The organism is Pseudomonas sp. CFBP 8758 (assembly GCF_014841725.1).
In the GTDB taxonomy this organism is placed as follows: domain Bacteria; phylum Pseudomonadota; class Gammaproteobacteria; order Pseudomonadales; family Pseudomonadaceae; genus Aquipseudomonas; species Aquipseudomonas baltica.
Genome location: NZ_JACYUK010000003.1, coordinates 97,159 through 115,036 on the forward strand (window position 1 = coordinate 97,159; position 17,878 = coordinate 115,036).

Consider the following 17,878-nt stretch of genomic DNA (forward strand, 5'->3'; position numbering starts at 1 on the left):
GTTCAATGAATGAATCCCAGACGGCTCACGCCCTCCATGTCGTTGTTGCTGGCGTTCGAAGCGGCCGGCCGCCACGGCAGTTTCACTCGGGCGGCGGCCGAGTTGGCCCTGACCCAGAGTGCAGTGAGCCGACAGGTGCAGGCGCTCGAAGCGCTGCTGGAAGTGACGCTGTTCAGGCGTGACGGCAGGCACATCGAGCTGACGGCGGCGGGCGCGCTGTATCAGCACGAACTGGCCGGAGCGCTGGCGCGCATTCGTGGCGCTACCCTGCAGACCATTTCGCACCGTGCCGAGGCCGATACCCTGCACCTGGCGGTGCTGCCGACCTTCGCTTCCAAATGGCTGATGCCGCGGATGGGCGATTTCTACGCTCGCCATCCCGGCAGCCTGGTGCATATCCATTCGAGAATCGTGCGTGGGGACCTGTCCGAAGGCGCGCAGGACATGAGCGCGATCATCTGCGCGGGTTCGGGGCAGTGGCCGGGTTATATGGCGCACCGGCTGCTTTCAGAGAAGCTGGTTGTGGTGGCCAGCCCCAGGGCCCTGCCTGGGCATGCGCACGTGTCGGTGCAGGACGCCGCTCGGCAGCTGTTGCTGGGTGTAGTGTCGCGCCCCCACGCCTGGTCGGACTGGTTCGCCAGCGTCGGGCTGGCAGGGTCGCCGAGCATGCGTCTGGGGCCGAGCTTCGAGCACACCGCGCATCTGATTCAGGCCGTCATCGCCGGCATCGGGATCGGGCTGGTGCCGCGCATCCTGGTGCAGGACGAGATCGCCCAGGGTGAGTTGGTGACCTTGTTCGAACCCATGGAAAGCGGGCGCGGCTACTACCTGGCGTACCCGACGCACAACCAGCAGCTGCCGTCGCTGGTAGCCTTCCGCGAGTGGTTGTTGTCCATTCCATTTCCGGACAGTTGATTGGGTACCCGATCCCCTGTGGGAGCGGTCATCGGCCGCGAAGGGCGCCCTGCGTATTATCTGCCGTACCGCGGCGCTCATTTCGCGGCCACAGACCGCTCCTACATGTTCTGTAGCAACTTCGCCGACCAACCATCGAAGCGGCCAGCTGTCAGAGTGCCACTGACCATGAGGAATCCCTGTGTTTCATATCTATGCGACTGTCGCCTTCCTGTATGTTGCGCTGCGCTTCGTCTACCCGCTGCCCCTGGCCACCGGCTGGCGCGTGCTGATCGGCCTGGCACTGCTGGCCGCGTCCAAGTACCACATGTTGATCCTCGCCTTCACCGGGACGATGTACTCGCCCGAAGTGCCGTACGCGGTGGCCTATGGCGCCGGATGGGCCTTCACTGCGTTTGCCCTGTTGTTCGTGTTCGTGCTGGTGCTGGACCTCGGCATGCTGTTGACCCGTCTGCTACGGCGCCATCGCCCGTCGCGCGAAGCCCTGACCAAGTGGCGCTGCGGCGTCGCGGCCCTGGCGGTCGCCATCTCGGGTTTCGGCGTTGCCCAGGCCACCCGCGTGCCCGAAGTGCGTCAGCTAGAACTGCAGATTCCCGGGCTTGCCGCGTCGATGGACGGCTTCAGGCTGGTGCAGTTGTCCGACCTGCACATCAGCGTGCTGTTTCCCGAGCCTTGGGTGGAGGAAGTGGTCAAGCGCAGCAACGCGCTCAAGCCGGACCTAGTGGTGATCACCGGCGACCTCATCGACGGGACCCTGCAGGCGCGTGCCACGGATGTGCGGCCGTTGGCGCAACTGCGTGCCCGCAACGGCGTGATCGCCATTCCCGGCAACCACGAATACTACTTTGGCAACGAAGGGTGGATGGCCAAGTTCCGCGAAGCCGGCATGCACAGCCTGATCAACCAGCATGAAGTGGTAGGCGACGCGCGTGGGCAATTGGTCATCGCCGGTATCACCGACAAGGTCGCCACGCAGTACGGCGGCAGTGCGCCGGACCTGGAGCTGGCCCTGCGCGGCGCACCGGCCGGGGCGCCGATCGTCTTGCTCAACCACCGACCTGCGGGGATCGATGAGGCGATCGCTGCCGGGGTCGACCTGCAGCTTTCCGGGCACACCCACGGCGGGATGATTCGCGGCTTCGACCAGGTAGTGGCCAGGGCCAACGAAGGCTTCGTCTCGGGTTTGTATCGGCGCGCCGGCCTGCAGTTGTATGTCAGCAACGGCAGCGGGTTGTGGAACGGCTTTCCGATCCGCCTGGGCGTACCGTCCGAGATCACCGAGTTCACCTTGCGTGCGGTACCGTCCGGCCAATGAAACGGCAGCTGATTGGAATCAACGGCGCAGGCCGTACTCACTTGTCTGACGCGTGTTCAATCACAACAGGGGCGAGCAGATGAGCAATGCATTCAAGGTAGGCGATGCGGTGCGCTGGAATTCCGAAGCGGGCGAGATCCACGGCAAGGTGACCAAGGTCCACGTCAAGGATGTGGAGTTCATGGGCAAGCACCGCCCGGCGTCCAGGGACGAACCGCAGTACGAGGTGAAGAGCGACAAGACCGGGCATTCGGCGCTCCACCACGCCGATGCCCTGCACAAGGCGTGATGCGGCGCAGGGCTGTCGGCGATCTGTAGGAGCGGTCTGTGACCGCGAACCGGACAGCGCGGTGGATCAGGCAGTGCGCGGGGCCCTTTTCGCGGCCGCTGACCGCTCCTACAGGTCACTGGCGAGGCATGACGCGGCTTGCGCCGCTGCTACAGGGAGCGCGCAAGCCGCAGGGGGATGCATGCCCAGGGGCAAGCCCGGGGTTATTTGAAATCCGCAGCGCTATGCCGTTCCGGCAATTGGGTCGCTTCATCGCCCCAGGTGCGGTTGACCCGCTGGCCGCGCTGCACGGCAGCGCGTTGTGCGATGTCCTCGGCCCAGCGCTGTAAGTGAGGGTACTCCTCGACCGACAGAAACTGCGCCGCGTCATACAGATTGCCGCGCACCAGTTGCCCGTACCAGGGCCAGATGGCGATGTCGGCAATGGTGTAGTCGGCACCGGCCACATAACGGGTCTGGGCCAATTGCTTGTCCAGCACATCGAGCTGGCGCTTGGCTTCCATGGTGAAGCGGTTGATCGGGTATTCCAGCTTCTCCGGCGCGTAGGCGTAGAAGTGCCCGAAGCCGCCGCCCAGGTAAGGCGCCGCGCCCATCTGCCAGAACAGCCAGTTCATCGCTTCGGTACGGGCGACGGGGTCCGCCGGCAGGAACTCGCCAAATTTCTGCGCCAGATACAGCAGGATGGATCCCGACTCGAACACCCGCACGCTTGCGCCTGCGCTGCGGTCCAGCAGCGCGGGAATTTTCGAGTTCGGATTGATTTCCACGAAACCACTGGAGAACTGATCGCCATCGCCGATGCGAATCGGCCAGGCATCGTATTCAGCCTCGGCGTGGCCCAGTTCCAACAGCTCCTCGAGCATGATGCTGACCTTCACACCATTGGGCGTCGCCAGTGAATACAGCTGCAGCGGGTGCTTGCCGACCGGCAATGGCTGTTCGTGGGTGGCCCCGGCAGTGGGGCGATTGGTCTTGGAGAACTGGCCGCCGGAGTCTGCGTCGTTTTTCCAGACCTTGGGCGGAACGTAGGGGGTAGGGCTCATGCAGTGCGCCTCCTGATGGGCTTGAGATGTGCCTTCACGGTGCTTGAACACCCGTGCCTGGCGTGGGAAGTATGTGGTGAAGATAGGACTTGGCCCGGGCCGGTACAGTTCATCCCCGTACCGTTCGGGACCCGTTGCAGTACCGTCGAGTAGCAACCAGCTGTTTTTCAAGAATATTTGTTGCGCATGGGGTTTCCTGTGGAAAAGAAACCTGATAAATTCCCGCTCGTTCATGCAGAGGCCAGCAATTGGCACTTCTTGCACCGGATACAGGGGCGTCGCCAAGCGGTAAGGCAGCAGGTTTTGATCCTGCCATGCGTTGGTTCGAATCCAGCCGCCCCTGCCATTAACCGGTCACTTGAACCAGCATTCTCGTCCCATCCTCTCTCTACCCACAATATACTGTGCATCGATCCCGTTGCGATCGCTTCTATTGACGGGACCTCGAACATTGCCTGGCGAAACGCCTGTGGTCGCTACCTTGGCCTTCTGGCATCTCTCGCGTCTGGAACTGTGCGGTCAGGCCACTGCCTATAAGGCATAGCGATGCAACCATTGATATCACCTTGATAGGGTAGTTGGAGGCGTTCTGAATCACACGACAAACGTGGCAACTGCTTCCCAGGTCGAGCGTCTGCGCCGGGTTTTGCAAGAAGCAGGCTTCGATCCGGGCGACGCTCGGACCCGTGCCGCCCTGGAGCAGCTGCAAGCGTCGGTTCCACATCCAGAGCTCGCAGGCGATGACGCTGAAGGTCTATCGCAGGCCACGAGTGATGCCCGTGAACGAGCGGCCCTCGAAAGCTTCAAGGAAACCCAGGAGCGTTACCGCCTGGCCGTCAAGGCCACCAACGACGCGATCTGGGATTGGGACCTGAGCCGCAACCATGTGGTGTGGAACGAGGCGCTGGAACAGGCCTATGGGCATCCCCTGGCTTCAGTGGAAGGCACTGGCGAATGGTGGATCGAGCACATCCACCCAGAAGACCGCACCCGCGTCGAAACTTCCATCCATGCGGTGATAGACGGCACGCTGTCGGCTTGGTCCGGTGAATACCGTTTCCAGCGGCACGATGGCAGCTATGCCGAAGTGCTCGACCGCGGCCACGTGATCCGCAATGCCGAAGGCCGGGCGGTGCGCATGATCGGTGCGATGCTCGACCTGACCCGCACACGCGCTGCCGAAAGCGCGCTGCGCGAAAGCGAAGAGCGCTTCCGCAAGATTCTTGAAAACATCGAATCGGCCTTTGCCATCGTCGAGGTCAAGTTCGACGAGCAGGATCTGCCTGTCGATTACCGGTTCCTGGAAGCCAACCCGGCGTTCGAGCGCCAGGCCGGCGTCAACCTGCGTGGGCGTTGGGTGACCGAGTTCGCCCCGGACCTGGAACAGTTCTGGTTCGACACCTATGGCCATGTGGCCAAGACCGGCGAGCCCGCGACGTTCGAGAACTACGCCGAAGCGTTCAAGCGCTGGTTCGATGTGCGGGCGGTGAAGTTCGGTTCCAGCGACGAGCGCATCATAGCCATCATCTTCAGCGACGTTACCGAGCGGCGTAATGCCGAGGAGCGGTTGCGCGCCAGCGAGGCCGTGGCCCGGGAAAACATCGAGCGCGTCCAGCTGGCACTGGCGGCCGGGGCAATCATCGGGACGTGGCACTGGCATCTGCCAACCGATCGTTTTGTGGTCGATGAGGGGTTTGCGGCGGCGTTCGGGCTGGACCCGAAATTGGGCCGCGAAGGCCTGAGCCTCGAGACGATCGTGGCCACTGTGCATCCCGATGACCAGGAGGGCTTGGCTGCCGCCATCGATGAAGTGATCCAGCGCGGTGGCAGTTATTCCCATCAGTATCGGGTGCGCCGGGCCGACGGCCACTACTACTGGATCGAAGCCAACGGTCGCGTCGAGAACGATGCGCAAGGCCAGCCACTGCGTTTTCCAGGCGTGCTGATCGACGTCGAGGCGCGCCGCTCGGTCGAGGCCGAGCGCGATCGGGCCCTGTCTGCGTTGCGCGCGCTCAACGATACGCTGGAACAACGAGTGACCGAGCGCACGGTCAAGCTGATCCAGGCCGAAGAAAAACTGCGCCAGTCGCAGAAAATGGAAGCGGTCGGCCAGCTCACCGGTGGTCTGGCCCATGATTTCAACAACCTGCTGGCGGGCATTTCCGGCGCGCTGGAGCTGATGAGCACGCGCATTGCCCAAGGCCGTTGGATGGAAACCGACAAGTACATCAGCACTGCCCAAGGCGCCACCAAGCGCGCGGCGGCGCTGACCCACCGTTTGCTGGCCTTCTCGCGGCGACAGACGCTCGACCCGCGACCTACCGACGTCAACGTGCTGATGGAAGGCATGACCGAGCTGATCCAGCGCACGGTAGGCCCCAGTATTCGCGTGGAGACGGTCGGCGCCATCAACCTGTGGCCGACCCTGGTCGATGTCAGCCAGTTGGAAAACGCGTTGCTGAACCTGTGCATCAACGCCCGCGATGCCATGCCCGATGGCGGTCAGATCACCATCGAGACGGCCAACCGCTGGATGGACCGGGAGGCGGCCCGTACCCATGACATTCCCGAAGGGCAATACCTGTCGGTCAGCGTCACCGACACCGGCACCGGTATGTCGCCGGATATCATCGCCAAGGCGTTCGATCCGTTTTTCACCACCAAGCCCATCGGCCAGGGCACAGGCCTGGGCCTGTCGATGATCTATGGCTTCGCCAAGCAGTCGGGTGGCCAGGTGCGGATCTATTCCGAGCTGGGTCAGGGCACCACCATGCGCATCTACCTGCCACGCTATTATGGCGAGGTCGATGACGAACTGCCGGAAACCCGCGAGTCGCTGGCTGCCGCGGCCCATGCCGGAGAAACCATCCTGGTCGTCGACGACGAACCGACGGTGCGCATGCTGCTGATCGATGTGCTCGGCGATCTGGGCTATACCCTGATCGAGGCGGCGGACAGCCTCGCCGGGCTCAAGGTCCTGCAGTCGGATGTGCGCATCGATCTGCTGATCACCGACGTCGGTTTGCCAGGCGGCATGAACGGCCGGCAGATGGCCGATGCCGGGCGTGAGGTGCGCTCCGACCTCAAGGTGCTGTTCATCACTGGCTACGCGGAAAACGCAGCGATCGGCAACGGCTATCTGGGTCCGGACATGCAGGTGCTGACCAAACCGTTTGCCATGGATTCCCTGGCTGCCAGGGTCCGGGAGCTGATGAGCCTTTGAGCCGCGCGTCGTAGCGCAGGCCTTCGCAGGAGTTGTCGATGAACCGATTCGTTGCCACCACGGCAGATCTGCAACCCGGCTGGCAGTCGCGATGCCGCCTTGGCTCAGTGGAAATCCCCGCGCACTACATGCGTGGCGGTACGTCGACTGGCGTTGTCCTGTGGGAGCCGTTGCTGCCTGCCGACAGCGTGCTGCGCGAGCAGCTGCTGCGCCAATTGATGGGTGTGCCGGCCGCGGGCAGCTATGCCGGCAATCGGCAGATCACCGGCCTGGGCCGTGGCCCGGCGACCAGCAACAAGGTCTTCGTGATGAACACCGAGCGCGTCGGCGACGGTGTCCGTTTGATCAGCACCCTGGCGCAGCTGGCCAGCGATCACGCGCAGATCGACTGGAGCGTCAACTGCGGCAACATGTCCAGTGCGCTGCTGCTGTGGGCGCTGGACATGGAGCTGGTCGAAGCATCGGCCAGTGGCCTCTGCGAAGTCGACATTCGCAATACCAACACCGGCGTGATCACCACGGCGCGCATGCAGCGTGATGCGCAAGGACGTTTCACCGAAACGGCGATTCCCGGCGTGATGGGCGAGTATCCGGCGGTCGATCTGTTTCTCCATGCACCGGTGGGCAACAAGACCGGCGCCCTGCTGCCGACCGGAGCGGTAATCGACCGCATCGAGGGCATCGAGGTGTCCTGCGTGGACGTAGCGGTGCCGATGGTCATCGTGGAGGCGAGCAGCCTGGGCAAGACCGGCCATGAACCTGTGGCGACACTGGCGGCCGATCAAGCCTTCATGGCCAAGCTGCGTACCCTGTGGACCCAGGCCGGATTGAAAATGGGCCTGCGCCGCAAGGATGGCGTGTTGATGACCGCCGCCGAACTGGGCCGCAGCGAAACCATTCCGAAAATCTGCATCGTCGCCGCCCCACGCGATGGCGGCAACATCGCGGTGCGCTACTTCACGCCTCAGACCGGCCACGCCTCCATGGCCGTATCCGGCGGTTGCTGCCTGGCTGCCGCCTGCCTGCTGCCGGGCACTACTGCCCACCGCGTGGCCTTGGGTATTGCCACACCGGGTGTGTCCCTGATGGACATCCAGGTCAGCATCGAAAACCCGGCCGGTCGCCTGGACACCACGGTTGTGGCCTCCTTGGACGCTGGGCATCTGCAGATCCACAGCGCGGCCTACCGCCGCAGCACGCAGGTCCTCATGCGCGGCCACGTGCCGCTGTCCGGGGCTTCGAGTGAACTGCGACAGGCACTGCTCGGCGTTCGATCCTGAGCCACCGAGCCCTGCAGGGCCCGGCAGCAGCGGGTAGCTACGGCATGCCCAGCCAGTTCGGCAGGGCCAGGGAGATGAAGGGCACGTAGGTCACCAGCAGCAGGAACATCAGCAGGATCGACAGCCACGGCAGGGCGGCGCGAATGGTCTGGCCCAGGGTCAGTCCGGTGACGGCCGAGGTGACGAACAGGTTCAGCCCTACCGGCGGATGGACCAGGCCGATCTCCATGTTGACCACCATGACGATGCCCAGGTGAATCGGGTCGATGCCCAGCTCCATGGCGATCGGGAAGAAGATCGGCGCCAGGATCAGGATGATCGCCGAAGGCTCCATGAAGCTGCCGGCCACCAGCAACACGATGTTGACCATGATCAGGAAACCCAGTGGCGTCAGGCCTTCGGACAGCACCCAGTTGGTGATCTGCTGCGGTATCTGTTCGGTGGTCAGCACGTGGGCGAAGAGCATGGCGTTGGCGATGATGAACAACAACATGATCGTCAGCCGGCCCGATTCGAGGAGCACCTTCGGGCATTCGGCGAGGCGCATGTCCTTGTATACGAACAGCGCGATGAACGCCGAGTAGACCGCCGCCACGGCGGCCGCTTCGGTGGGAGTGAACATGCCGCTGTAGATGCCGCCGAGGATGATCACCAGCAACAGCAGGCCCCAGAAGGCACGGCGGGCAGTGCTCAGCCATTCGCGGAAGGTGGCCCTGGGCTGCGCCGGCAGTTTCTTGATTCGCGCAACGATGTAGATCACCACCATCAAGATCACGCCGAGCAGGATGCCCGGAATCACCCCGGCCATGAACAGCTTGCCCACCGAGGTCTCGGTGGCCGCCGAATACACCACCATCACGATCGAAGGCGGGATGAGAATGCCCAGGGTGCCGGCGTTGCAGATGATGCCGGCGCCGAACTCGCGTGGATAGCCAGAGCGCACCATGCCGGCTACGGCAATCGAACCGACCGCTGCAACGGTGGCCGGCGACGATCCGGACAGCGCGGCGAACAGCATGCAGGCCAGCACCGCAGCGATCGCCAGGCCGCCACGGATATGGCCCACGCAGGCGTTGGCGAAATCGATCAGCCGTTGTGCCACGCCGCCGGTGGTCATGAAGGCGCCGGACAGCAGAAAGAACGGGATCGCCAGAAAGGTGTAGCTGTCCGAGGTCTCGAACAGTTTGATCGCCAGCGAGCTCAGCGAGTCCTGGCTGAACAGCAGGATCGAAACCGCGCCGGACAGGCCCAGCGAAATGGCGATGGGCACGCCCAGGAACATGAACACGAACAGCAGCAGGAACAGGCAGATAACGGTCATCAGCGTTGCTCCTCGCCAGGGTGGGCCAGCTTGCTGGCTTCGGCAGCCTCGTCGGCGAGGCCCAGCCCGGTCTGCCGATGGCTGTAGATGCGGTACATGATTTCCAGGTAGCGGGCGATGATCAGGGCGAAGCCGATCGGCACGATCAGCGCGATGTGGCCGACTTCGATGCCGTAGCGATCCAGATCCTCGGCACCGATGCCGGCCACCAGAACCGCCGACACCCACTTGATGCTGGCGACCAGGAACAGGCCGGCATACAGCAGGCAGCAGCCGCAGGCGATCATCGCCAGGACACGCTGGGCCGGCTTGCTGGTTTTCTTGACCAGCACGTCGACTCCCAAGTGGCCGGCAGTACGCACGCCATAGGCGATGCCGAAGAAGATCAGCCAGCCGAACAGTGCTTTGGTCAGCGCGATGCTCCAGGTCATTTCCTGGGCGTAACCCATCAGGTGATCACCGATACCGGCGAACAGATCGCTGCTCCACGCCCATTTGTCGCTGAGGACGTAGAACATCGAGTAGAGGTTGTTGAGCGCGACGTAAGTGAACGTCACCAGTGTCATGGCAGCCAGCAGGAAGGCGATCATGCCTTCCTCGAAACGCTCCCAGACTTGCCTGAGCGATTGCATAGGAATTCTCCGAACGTCGTGAGAGCGACCGCCGCCCACCGGGCAGCCGCGCGTCCATCACCGCTGGCCCTGGCCAGCGGTGATGGGTACGGGACAGGCGCTTACGAGGCCTTGTTGGAGGCTTCGGCTGCCTTGATCAGGTCGGGTCCGATCTGCTCGGAGAATTTGTCCCAGACCGGGCGCATGGCTTCGCGCCACTGTTCGCGTTGCTCGGCGGTCAGTGGGTCGATCTCACTGGTCTTGGCATCAATGATTTTTTGCCGGGCGGTCTGGTTCAGGGCCTCGGCCTGCTTGTTCACCTCGACGGTGACCTGGTCCATGAGCGTTTGCAGTTCGCCGCGGACGTCGTCGGGCAGGCCGTTCCAGAACTTGGAGTTGGTGATCACCATGTAGTCGATCAGGCCATGGTTGGTCTCGGTGAAGAACGGCTGGACCTCATGGACCTTCTGGCTTTCGTAGTTCGACCAGGTGTTCTCGGTGCCATTCACGGTGCCGGTCTGCAGGCCCTGGTAGACCTCGGCGAAACTCATCTTGCGCGGGTTGGCGCGGATCGCCTTGAACTGCTCCTCGAGTACGCTGGAGGCTTGCACACGGAATTTCAGACCGCGGGCGTCCTTGGGCAGGATCACCTTCTTGTTCGCCGACAGTTGCTTCAGGCCGTTGTGCCAATAGGCCAGGCCATGAATGCCCTTGTCGTCCATCGAGGTCAACAGCGCCTTGCCCTGCGGCCCCTGCTGGAAGCGGTCGACCGCAGCCAGGTCATCGAACAGAAACGGCAGATCGAAGATCTGCACCTGCTTGGTGTAGTGCTCGAACTTGGCCAGCGAGGGGGCGAGCATCTGCACGTCGCCCAGCAACAGTGCTTCCATCTCCTTGCCGTCGCCGAACAACGAGGAGTTGGGATAGACCTCCACTTTCACCTTGTCCTTGAGCTTGGGGTCGGCGGCCACCAGTTTCTGGAACAGCAGCGCGCCTTGGCCCTTGGGGGTGTTCTCCGCCACCACATGGGCGAACTTGATGACGACGGGATCGGCGGCCTGGGCCAGGGTTGCCATCGAAACGGCGGCGGCGCAGAGCAGCGCCTGGGTCAGCTTGAACATCGAGATCACCTTGTTATTGTTGTAGGACAATCCATTTTCGGCGGCTGTTTCGAGCCAACCGGCCCGATGCAGCGTAGAAGTGTTTTCAGCTTCAGGGTCGCTCAATCGCGCCTGTGGCGAAAATCTGTATTTGCATAACCCGGCGTTCGGCTCTGGCGAACGCCAATGCGCAGGCTAGCCGCCCGACGATTGCACCAGGCGCCTGGCACGCAGCAGTACCGGTGCATCGATCATCTGGCCCTCGAACTGGAAAACCCCCGCACCTCCCGCAGCCGTACTGGCCGCCAGCACCGCATGAGCCCATTGGAGCTCTGCCGCGCTGGGCGCCAGTGCGGCATGAATGATCGCCACCTGTCTGGGGTGAATGCACAGTGCACCGCCGTAGCCGAGGTTGCGCGCATGTTCGATGGCACGTTGCAACCCCGGCGTGTCGTCCAGGGCGGCGAACACACCGTCCAGGGGCGGCAGCAGGGCGGCGGCCCGCGAGTGCAGTTGCACGCTCATGCGGCCCTGATCCAGAAAAGCCTCCGCCGCGGGCGTACCGTGGCTCAGGCCCAGATCCAGGGCCAGGTCCAGACTGCCAAAGCACAGGCGCTGCACCCCGGGGCCATGGGCGATCGCCTGCAGCGCCAGCAAGCCTTTGGCGCTCTCGATGATGGGCCACAAAGGCTTGCCGCTCTGGCAGGCCGTGGCGAGTTGCGCGCAGGTCTCGGTCTTGGGCAGCACCACCCCCACCACGCCAGGATAGTTCGCGCAGAAGGCCAGGTCGCTGGCGTGCTGGGCATGCCCTGGGGCATTCACTCGAACCATGACCTGCGCCGTGTCGGTGTGCCGGAGGAAATCTGCAAGATGCTGACGCGCGTGGGGTTTGAGTGCTTCTTCCACGGCGTCTTCGAAATCGACGATCACCGCGTCGGCGCCAGCGGCGAGGGCCTTGGCGAACCGTTCGGGGCGGCTGCCCGGCACGAACAGCGCCGAGCGAAGGGGAGAGGTCGGCATGGCGCGGATTCCCGTGTTGGTCGTGGCACGCCGCAGCAGGCGGCGGCGATACCGAAGGTGCCGGTTGGTGCGTCAGATCACGCCGCTGGCGCTCATCTGCGCCCGTTGATCGGCGGAGTAGCCCAGTTCCTCGAGAATTCCCGCCGTGTGCTGTCCCAGCGCGGGCACCGCGTCCATGCGCGGGACGAACGCGGTGTTGCTGGCCGGTGGCAACAAAGCGGGAAGCTTGCCGGAGGGGCTGTCCACCTCACGCCAGCGCTCGCGTGCGGCGAGTTGCGGATGCCGCCAGACGCCGGCCATGTCGTTGACCTGGGCATTGGCGATCTGTGCGGTTTCCAGACGGGCCAGCACCTGTTCGACCGACAGCTGCGCAAAGCTGTCGACGATGATCTGCCGCAGTTCATCGCGGTTGCGCGAGCGTTCGAAGTTGCTGGAAAAGCGCGCGTCGTCGGCCAGCGACGCATCCAGCAGCACCTTGTCGCAGAACAGCGCCCATTCACGCTCGTTCTGCAGGCCGAGCATGATGGTCCCGCCGTGCCCGGTCGGGAACGGTCCGTACGGATAGATCGTGGAATGCGCCGCACCGGCGCGGGCGGGCGGTGGCGCACCCTTGTAGGCGTAATACAGCGGATAGCCCATCCACTCCACCAGGCTTTCGAGCATCGACACGTCGATCCGGCTGCCCACCCCAGTCTTGTCGCGCAGCATCAACGCCGAGAGCACCCCGGTGTAGGCGTACATGCCGGCGGCGATGTCGGCGATCGAGCAGCCGGCCTTGGCCCGCTCGTCTTCGCCGGGGCCGCCGGTCACCGAGAGAAAGCCGCCCTCGCTCTGGATCAACAGGTCGTAGGCTTTTTTCTTCTCATAGGGGCCGCCTTCGCCGTAGCCGGAAATGTCGCAGACGATCAGTCGCGGATAACGCGCGTGCAACGCCTCGAACGACAGGCCCATCCGCGCTGCAGCGCCGGGTGCCAGGTTCTGCACCAGCACGTCGGCCTTGGCCAGCAGGCCGTGCAGGACCGCGTCGGCGGCTTGCTGCTTGAGGTCCAGGGTCAGGCTTTCCTTGGAGCGGTTGGTCCAGACGAAATGCGACGCCAGGCCGTCGACACGCTGGTCGTAGCCACGGGCGAAGTCACCGCTGCCGGGGCGTTCGATTTTCACCACGCGCGCACCGAGGTCGGCAAGTTGGCGGGTGCAGAACGGCGCGGCGATGGCGTGTTCCAGGCTGACGACGGTGATACCGTCCAGCGGACGCGGGTTGAGCTCGGTCATGGGGTCACCTGTGGGTCAGAACAAATCGTTCAGGGTCGATGCGTCGCGCAGGTGCCAGATCTTGTCGATCAGCACGCGCGCCTGGCTCGCCGTACGTGCACCGGAAAAGGCCAGCAGACGCAGGAACTTGTCTTCCAGTTCTGCGCGCGACAGGGTATTGCCAGGGTCGCCCTTGGGCTCGTCGATCGCGGCGCTCAAGGTGCGGCCATCGGTGGTGGTAACGACGACTCGTCCCAGCCAGCGCGCGGGGTAGGCGGCGTCGACCTCGCGGTCCAGCTCCATGCTGACCTTCTCTCGGAAGCCGTCGACAGCAGGGTCGGTCAGCGCCAGATCGCGGAACTCGATCAATTGCGCACTGCCGTGTACGGCAATCAGACCCAATACCGCGCCCATGGAAAACTTGGCCTGGTGCACCGTGCTGGGCTTGACCACCCGCCCGAGCACATCGATGGCACCCTGATGGACGCGCGTGACGACCTTGGCGATCTGTTCGTGCTGCAGGCCCTCGCGTTGCATCAAGTGCAGCAAGGCGTCGGCAGCAGGGTGGGTGTGGCGGCACGATGCGTGGAACTTGAACGAGGTTTCCGCCAGCGCCCAGCGGCTGCCGAGCCGATCGTCCAGGCGGGTGGCGTCGGCGTCGCTGGACATACCGGCCGCCAGGCCTTGCTCGCCTTCGAGGATGTTGCGCGCACCGCTCAAACCGTCTTCGGTCATGTACGCCGCCAGCAAGCCATCGGCAGCAGCCTTGGCGGCGTGCAACTGCTTGGAATCGGCCGCATCGCGCAGGAATTCCCAGAGCCCGGCGGCCTGGGTGCCGGCAGTGCCCAACAGGTTGACGAACTGTTCGCGGTCGAACTCCAGCAGCTTGCCCACGGCCACGGCGGCAGCCAGGGTGCCGACCGTGGCTGTGGTGTGGAAGATCCGATAGTGGGAGCGGCCCATGAACTCGCCGATGCGGATGCCGGCCTCGTAACCGGCCACGGCCGCCAGCAGCAGCTCGCGCCCCGACTTGCCGCGATCCTGAGCCGCAGCCAGGACGGCGGAAAACACCACCGTGGCGGGGTGCAGTACCGAGCTGTTGTGCAGGTCGTCCTGCTCGACCAGGTGCGACGCGGCACCGTTCACCAGCGCGGCGAAGTAGGCCGAAGTGCCTTGGCCGCTGCCCAGCATCCTGGCGGGGCCGTCGCCGGGCCCCATGCGCCGCGCATAGCGCTCGAACAGGGGAATGGGATGGGCCCCCTGGCTGGCCAGCGCCGAGCCCATCCAGTCCAGGAACAGGTCTTCGCAACGGGCGAGGACGGGCTCGGGAATGTGCTCGTAGTGCAGGTCTGCGAGGAAGGTGGCCAAACGGTGCGTGGCGTTCATCGACAGCTCCTCAGAAACTGCGTGGCAATTCGAGCAGATGCTCGGCCACGTAGGACAGGATCAAATTGGTGGAGATCGGCGCAACCTGGTACAGGCGGGTTTCGCGAAACTTGCGCTCGACGTCGTATTCGCAGGCGAAACCGAAGCCGCCGTGGGTCTGCAGGCAGGCATTGGCGGCCTCCCACGAAGCCTTGGCCGCCAGGTACTTGGCCATGTTGGCGCTGGCGCCGGCGTTCTGCCCGCTGTCATATTCGGCACAGGCGCGCCAGCGCATCAGGTCGGCTGCTTCGATCTCGATGTGCGCTTCGGCAATCGGGAACTGCACGCCCTGGTTCTGTCCGATCGGCCGGCCGAAGACCACTCGATCGCGGGCGTAGGCACTGGTCTTTTCGATGAACCAGCGACCATCGCCGATGCATTCGGCGGCGATCAGCGTCCGCTCGGCATTGAGGCCGTCGAGGATATAGCGAAAACCCTTGCCCTCTTCGCCGATGAGGCTGTCGGCGGGCAGTTCGAGGTTGTCGAAGAACAGCTCGTTGGTCTCGTGGTTGACCATGTTGGCGATCGGCTGCACGGTCAGCCCCTTGCCGATCGCTTCACGCAGATCGACCAGGAAGATCGACATGCCTTCGGATTTCTTTGTCACCTGGGCCAGCGGTGTAGTACGCGCCAGCAGAATCATCAGGTCCGAATGCTGCACTCGGGAGATCCACACCTTCTGCCCATTGATGACGTACTTGTCGCCCTGGCGCACGGCGGTGGTCTTGATCTTGGTGGTGTCGGTGCCGGTGGTCGGCTCGGTTACCGCCATCGATTGCAGGCGCAATTCGCCACTGGCCAGCTTGGGCAGGTAGTGGCGCTTCTGCGCCTCGCTGCCGTGGCGCAGCAAGGTGAACATGTTGTACATCTGCCCATGCACCGTGCCCGAGTTACCACCGCAGGCGTTGACCTCTTCGAGGATCACCGAGGCCTCGGCCAGGCCCAGGCCCGAGCCGCCGTATTCGCTGGGAATCATCGCCGAGAGCCAGCCGGCATCGGTGAGGGCCTTGACGAAGGTTTCGGGAAAACCCTTCTCCTCATCGATCTTGCGCCAGTAGGCAGCGTCGAATTCTGCGCACAGGGCACGAACGCCCTCGCGGATGGCATTGAGGTCTTCTTCATCGTAGACGGACATGGCAGGGTTCTCGGAGTCGATGATGGGTTCGCGGTCAGTGGCCGGACTGGGGCGGGGAGCTGGAGTCGAAGGTGACATCGGCGCTTTGCGCGACGCCCGCCTCGTTGCCGGCCCACAGCCGCGCCTTGCCCTGTTCGAGCAGGCAGCCGCTGAGCTGGAACGCAGTGGGCACGGTCAAAGGGCGTACGCCGCGGTAGGCGAAGTGGCGCACAGGCTTTCGAGGGTTGGCGCGGATGAAGCTGCGCAGCAGCAAGGTGGCGATCAGCGGCCCGTGCACCACCAGGCCAGCGTAGCCCTCGACGTCAGTCACGTAGGGGTGGTCGTAGTGGATGCGATGGCCGTTGAAAGTGACGGCCGAGTAGCGGAACAGCAGGGTCGGGGTCGGCTTTACCGTTTCACTCCACTGCGCAGCGACCGGTGCAGGGTCACTGGACAGCTTGGGAGGGTTCGGCTCCCGGTAGACGATGTCCTGCTCTTCGCGCAGGCACAGGCGGCCGCCCTGGGTGTAGTCGTGGCGCACCGTGACGAACAGCAGCGCGCCGGTGTGGCCGTGCTTTTCCTCGATACGCAGGATAGTGGACAGGCGCTCGGCAGCGCTGCCCACCGTCAGTGGCGCGATGAACTCCAGACGGCCACCGGCCCACATGCGGTTGCGATTGTCGGCGGCGGGCAGAAAGCCGCCGCGCAACGGGTGGCCATCGGTGCCCAACTGGTCTTCGGTGACCGGCGCCTGGAAAAAGCACCACTGCCACAGGGGCGGCAGCGGCTCGCCGTCTTTTGGCGCAGGTTCGCCGAAAGTCGCGGCGATGCGCTCGGCAATGTTCTGGCTGAGCACATCCTGCGCCTGCTCGGTGCGGCCCATCCAGGCGCTGTAGTCGATGGCTGAATCTGATGCGCTCATGGGTGGCCTCTGCATTTTTGTTGTGCTGCGATGATGCGAGGGCCGCGGCATTCTGTGAATTTGCATTTGCGTAAGGCGGCGTTCATATTTGCCGAACGCTTGAAGGTAGGATCCCCACCATGCACTTCGACCTGGCCGACCTGCGCCTTTTCATCCATATCGGCGAATCACCCAGCCTGACCCAGGGCGCGCGCCGGGCGTTCCTCTCGCCGGCTGCGGCCAGTGCCCGGATCAAGGCGCTGGAGCAGCAACTCGATACGCGCCTGCTGTACCGTGACAGCCGCGGCGTGGAGCTGACGCCGGCAGGGCAGAAGCTGCTCGTGCATGCCCGGCTGATCATGCGTCAGGTCGACTACCTCAAGGCAGACTTCACCCACCTGGGCGCCGACTCGGCCGGGCACATCCGTATCTTCGCCAACACCACGGCGGTGACCGAGTTCCTGCCCGAAGTGCTGGCCGGTTTTCTCGCCCGGCGCCCCGGGGTAAGCGTAGATCTGCAGGAGCGGCTGTCGCGCGACATCGTTCGCGGCGTGCTCGACGGCAGCACCGACATGGGCATCATCGCCGGCCCGGTCGAAGCGGCGGGGCTGCAGGTGATGCATTTCAGCACCGACCGCCTGGTGCTCACCGTGCCCGTAGGGCACGAGCTGGCACAGTGCAAGCGCGTCAGCCTGAAACAGACCCTGGCGTTTCAGCACATTGCCCTGCACGAAGGCAGCACCTTGCTCAGCTTTCTGCGCGAGCACGTCGAGCGAATCGGCCAGGGGCTGTCGCTGCGCATTCAGGTGTCGAGCTTCGAAGCGATCTGCCGGATGGTCGAGGCCGGGGTCGGCATCGGTATCATTCCAGAGTCGGCGGCACTGCGGCACAGCCGTACCATGCGCCTGGTGACCATCGAACTGGACGAGCCCTGGGCGATACGTGAGCGCAGCATTCTGGTACGCGAGCTCGAGGCGTTGCCCGGTACGGTTCGCGCGCTGATCGCCACTTTGATGCCGACACTGGTGCCGGATTGAGATGATGCGTTGCAACTTGGCCCCAGGCTTTCT

The 17,878-nt window shown here is 64.1% G+C and carries 15 protein-coding genes and 1 tRNA gene; 7 read left to right on the forward strand and 9 right to left on the reverse strand.

Going from position 1 to position 17,878, the window contains the following annotated elements:
• The first annotated feature begins 9 nt into the window (after positions 1-9).
• The 3 genes from IFT75_RS07310 to IFT75_RS07320 all read left to right on the forward strand — a co-directional run bounded on the left by IFT75_RS07310 (position 10) and on the right by IFT75_RS07320 (position 2,519).
• Complete coding sequence (locus IFT75_RS07310; protein WP_192054026.1) at positions 10-915, forward strand: LysR substrate-binding domain-containing protein; 906 nt, start codon at positions 10-12, stop codon at positions 913-915.
• A 181-nt stretch (positions 916-1,096) separates the two neighbouring features.
• A complete protein-coding gene (locus tag IFT75_RS07315) occupies positions 1,097-2,230 on the forward strand; it encodes a metallophosphoesterase (RefSeq protein WP_192054027.1) in 1,134 nt (377 codons plus the stop codon).
• Between the two features lie 79 nt (positions 2,231-2,309).
• On the forward strand, positions 2,310-2,519 hold the full coding sequence (locus IFT75_RS07320) for a DUF2945 domain-containing protein (protein WP_192054028.1): 210 nt from the start codon (positions 2,310-2,312) through the stop codon (positions 2,517-2,519).
• A 203-nt stretch (positions 2,520-2,722) separates the two neighbouring features.
• Here IFT75_RS07320 and yghU read toward each other — a convergent pair whose 3' ends face one another.
• Positions 2,723-3,562 carry a glutathione-dependent disulfide-bond oxidoreductase gene (gene yghU, locus IFT75_RS07325; protein WP_192054029.1) on the reverse strand — a complete coding sequence of 280 codons (840 nt, stop codon included), beginning with the start codon at positions 3,560-3,562 and terminating at the stop codon, positions 2,723-2,725.
• A 271-nt stretch (positions 3,563-3,833) separates the two neighbouring features.
• Between yghU and IFT75_RS07330 the strand changes: the two genes are divergently transcribed.
• From IFT75_RS07330 to IFT75_RS07340, 3 genes are all read left to right on the forward strand, one after another.
• Positions 3,834-3,908, forward strand: a tRNA-Gln gene (locus IFT75_RS07330).
• Between the two features lie 261 nt (positions 3,909-4,169).
• Positions 4,170-6,785, forward strand: coding sequence for a PAS domain-containing protein (locus IFT75_RS07335; protein ID WP_342214370.1), 2,616 nt, complete (start codon positions 4,170-4,172; stop codon positions 6,783-6,785).
• Between the two features lie 38 nt (positions 6,786-6,823).
• A complete protein-coding gene (locus tag IFT75_RS07340) occupies positions 6,824-8,065 on the forward strand; it encodes a PrpF domain-containing protein (protein ID WP_192054030.1) in 1,242 nt (413 codons plus the stop codon).
• A gap of 37 nt (positions 8,066-8,102) precedes the next feature.
• On the opposite strand, the gene dctM is transcribed toward IFT75_RS07340, so the two are convergent.
• The 8 genes from dctM to IFT75_RS07380 all read right to left on the reverse strand — a co-directional run bounded on the left by dctM (position 8,103) and on the right by IFT75_RS07380 (position 16,829).
• Positions 8,103-9,386 carry a C4-dicarboxylate TRAP transporter large permease protein DctM gene (dctM, locus tag IFT75_RS07345; RefSeq protein ID WP_122479017.1) on the reverse strand — a complete coding sequence of 428 codons (1,284 nt, stop codon included), beginning with the start codon at positions 9,384-9,386 and terminating at the stop codon, positions 8,103-8,105.
• Complete coding sequence (locus tag IFT75_RS07350) at positions 9,386-10,018, reverse strand: TRAP transporter small permease (protein ID WP_192054032.1); 633 nt, start codon at positions 10,016-10,018, stop codon at positions 9,386-9,388. Before IFT75_RS07350 ends, dctM begins: the two co-directional genes overlap by 1 nt.
• Before the next feature lie 101 nt (positions 10,019-10,119).
• A complete protein-coding gene (locus tag IFT75_RS07355; RefSeq protein WP_122479700.1) occupies positions 10,120-11,118 on the reverse strand; it encodes a TRAP transporter substrate-binding protein in 999 nt (332 codons plus the stop codon).
• Positions 11,119-11,292: 174 nt separating this feature from the next.
• The gene (locus IFT75_RS07360; RefSeq protein WP_192054034.1) at positions 11,293-12,117 is read right to left on the reverse strand and encodes an HpcH/HpaI aldolase/citrate lyase family protein; all 825 of its coding nucleotides are present in this window, start codon (positions 12,115-12,117) and stop codon (positions 11,293-11,295) included.
• A 72-nt stretch (positions 12,118-12,189) separates the two neighbouring features.
• Positions 12,190-13,389, reverse strand: a complete 1,200-nt coding sequence (locus IFT75_RS07365) for a CaiB/BaiF CoA transferase family protein (RefSeq protein WP_122479012.1) — start codon at positions 13,387-13,389, stop codon at positions 12,190-12,192.
• 15 nt (positions 13,390-13,404) lie between these two features.
• Positions 13,405-14,754, reverse strand: coding sequence for an MmgE/PrpD family protein (locus IFT75_RS07370; RefSeq protein WP_192054036.1), 1,350 nt, complete (start codon positions 14,752-14,754; stop codon positions 13,405-13,407).
• A gap of 10 nt (positions 14,755-14,764) precedes the next feature.
• Complete coding sequence (locus tag IFT75_RS07375; RefSeq protein ID WP_192054038.1) at positions 14,765-15,928, reverse strand: acyl-CoA dehydrogenase family protein; 1,164 nt, start codon at positions 15,926-15,928, stop codon at positions 14,765-14,767.
• A 34-nt stretch (positions 15,929-15,962) separates the two neighbouring features.
• On the reverse strand, positions 15,963-16,829 hold the full coding sequence (locus tag IFT75_RS07380) for a transposase (RefSeq protein WP_185793788.1): 867 nt from the start codon (positions 16,827-16,829) through the stop codon (positions 15,963-15,965).
• A 119-nt stretch (positions 16,830-16,948) separates the two neighbouring features.
• On the opposite strand from IFT75_RS07380, the gene IFT75_RS07385 reads away from it, so the two are divergent.
• Complete coding sequence (locus IFT75_RS07385; RefSeq protein ID WP_192054040.1) at positions 16,949-17,845, forward strand: LysR family transcriptional regulator; 897 nt, start codon at positions 16,949-16,951, stop codon at positions 17,843-17,845.
• The last annotated feature ends 33 nt before the right edge of the window (positions 17,846-17,878 follow it).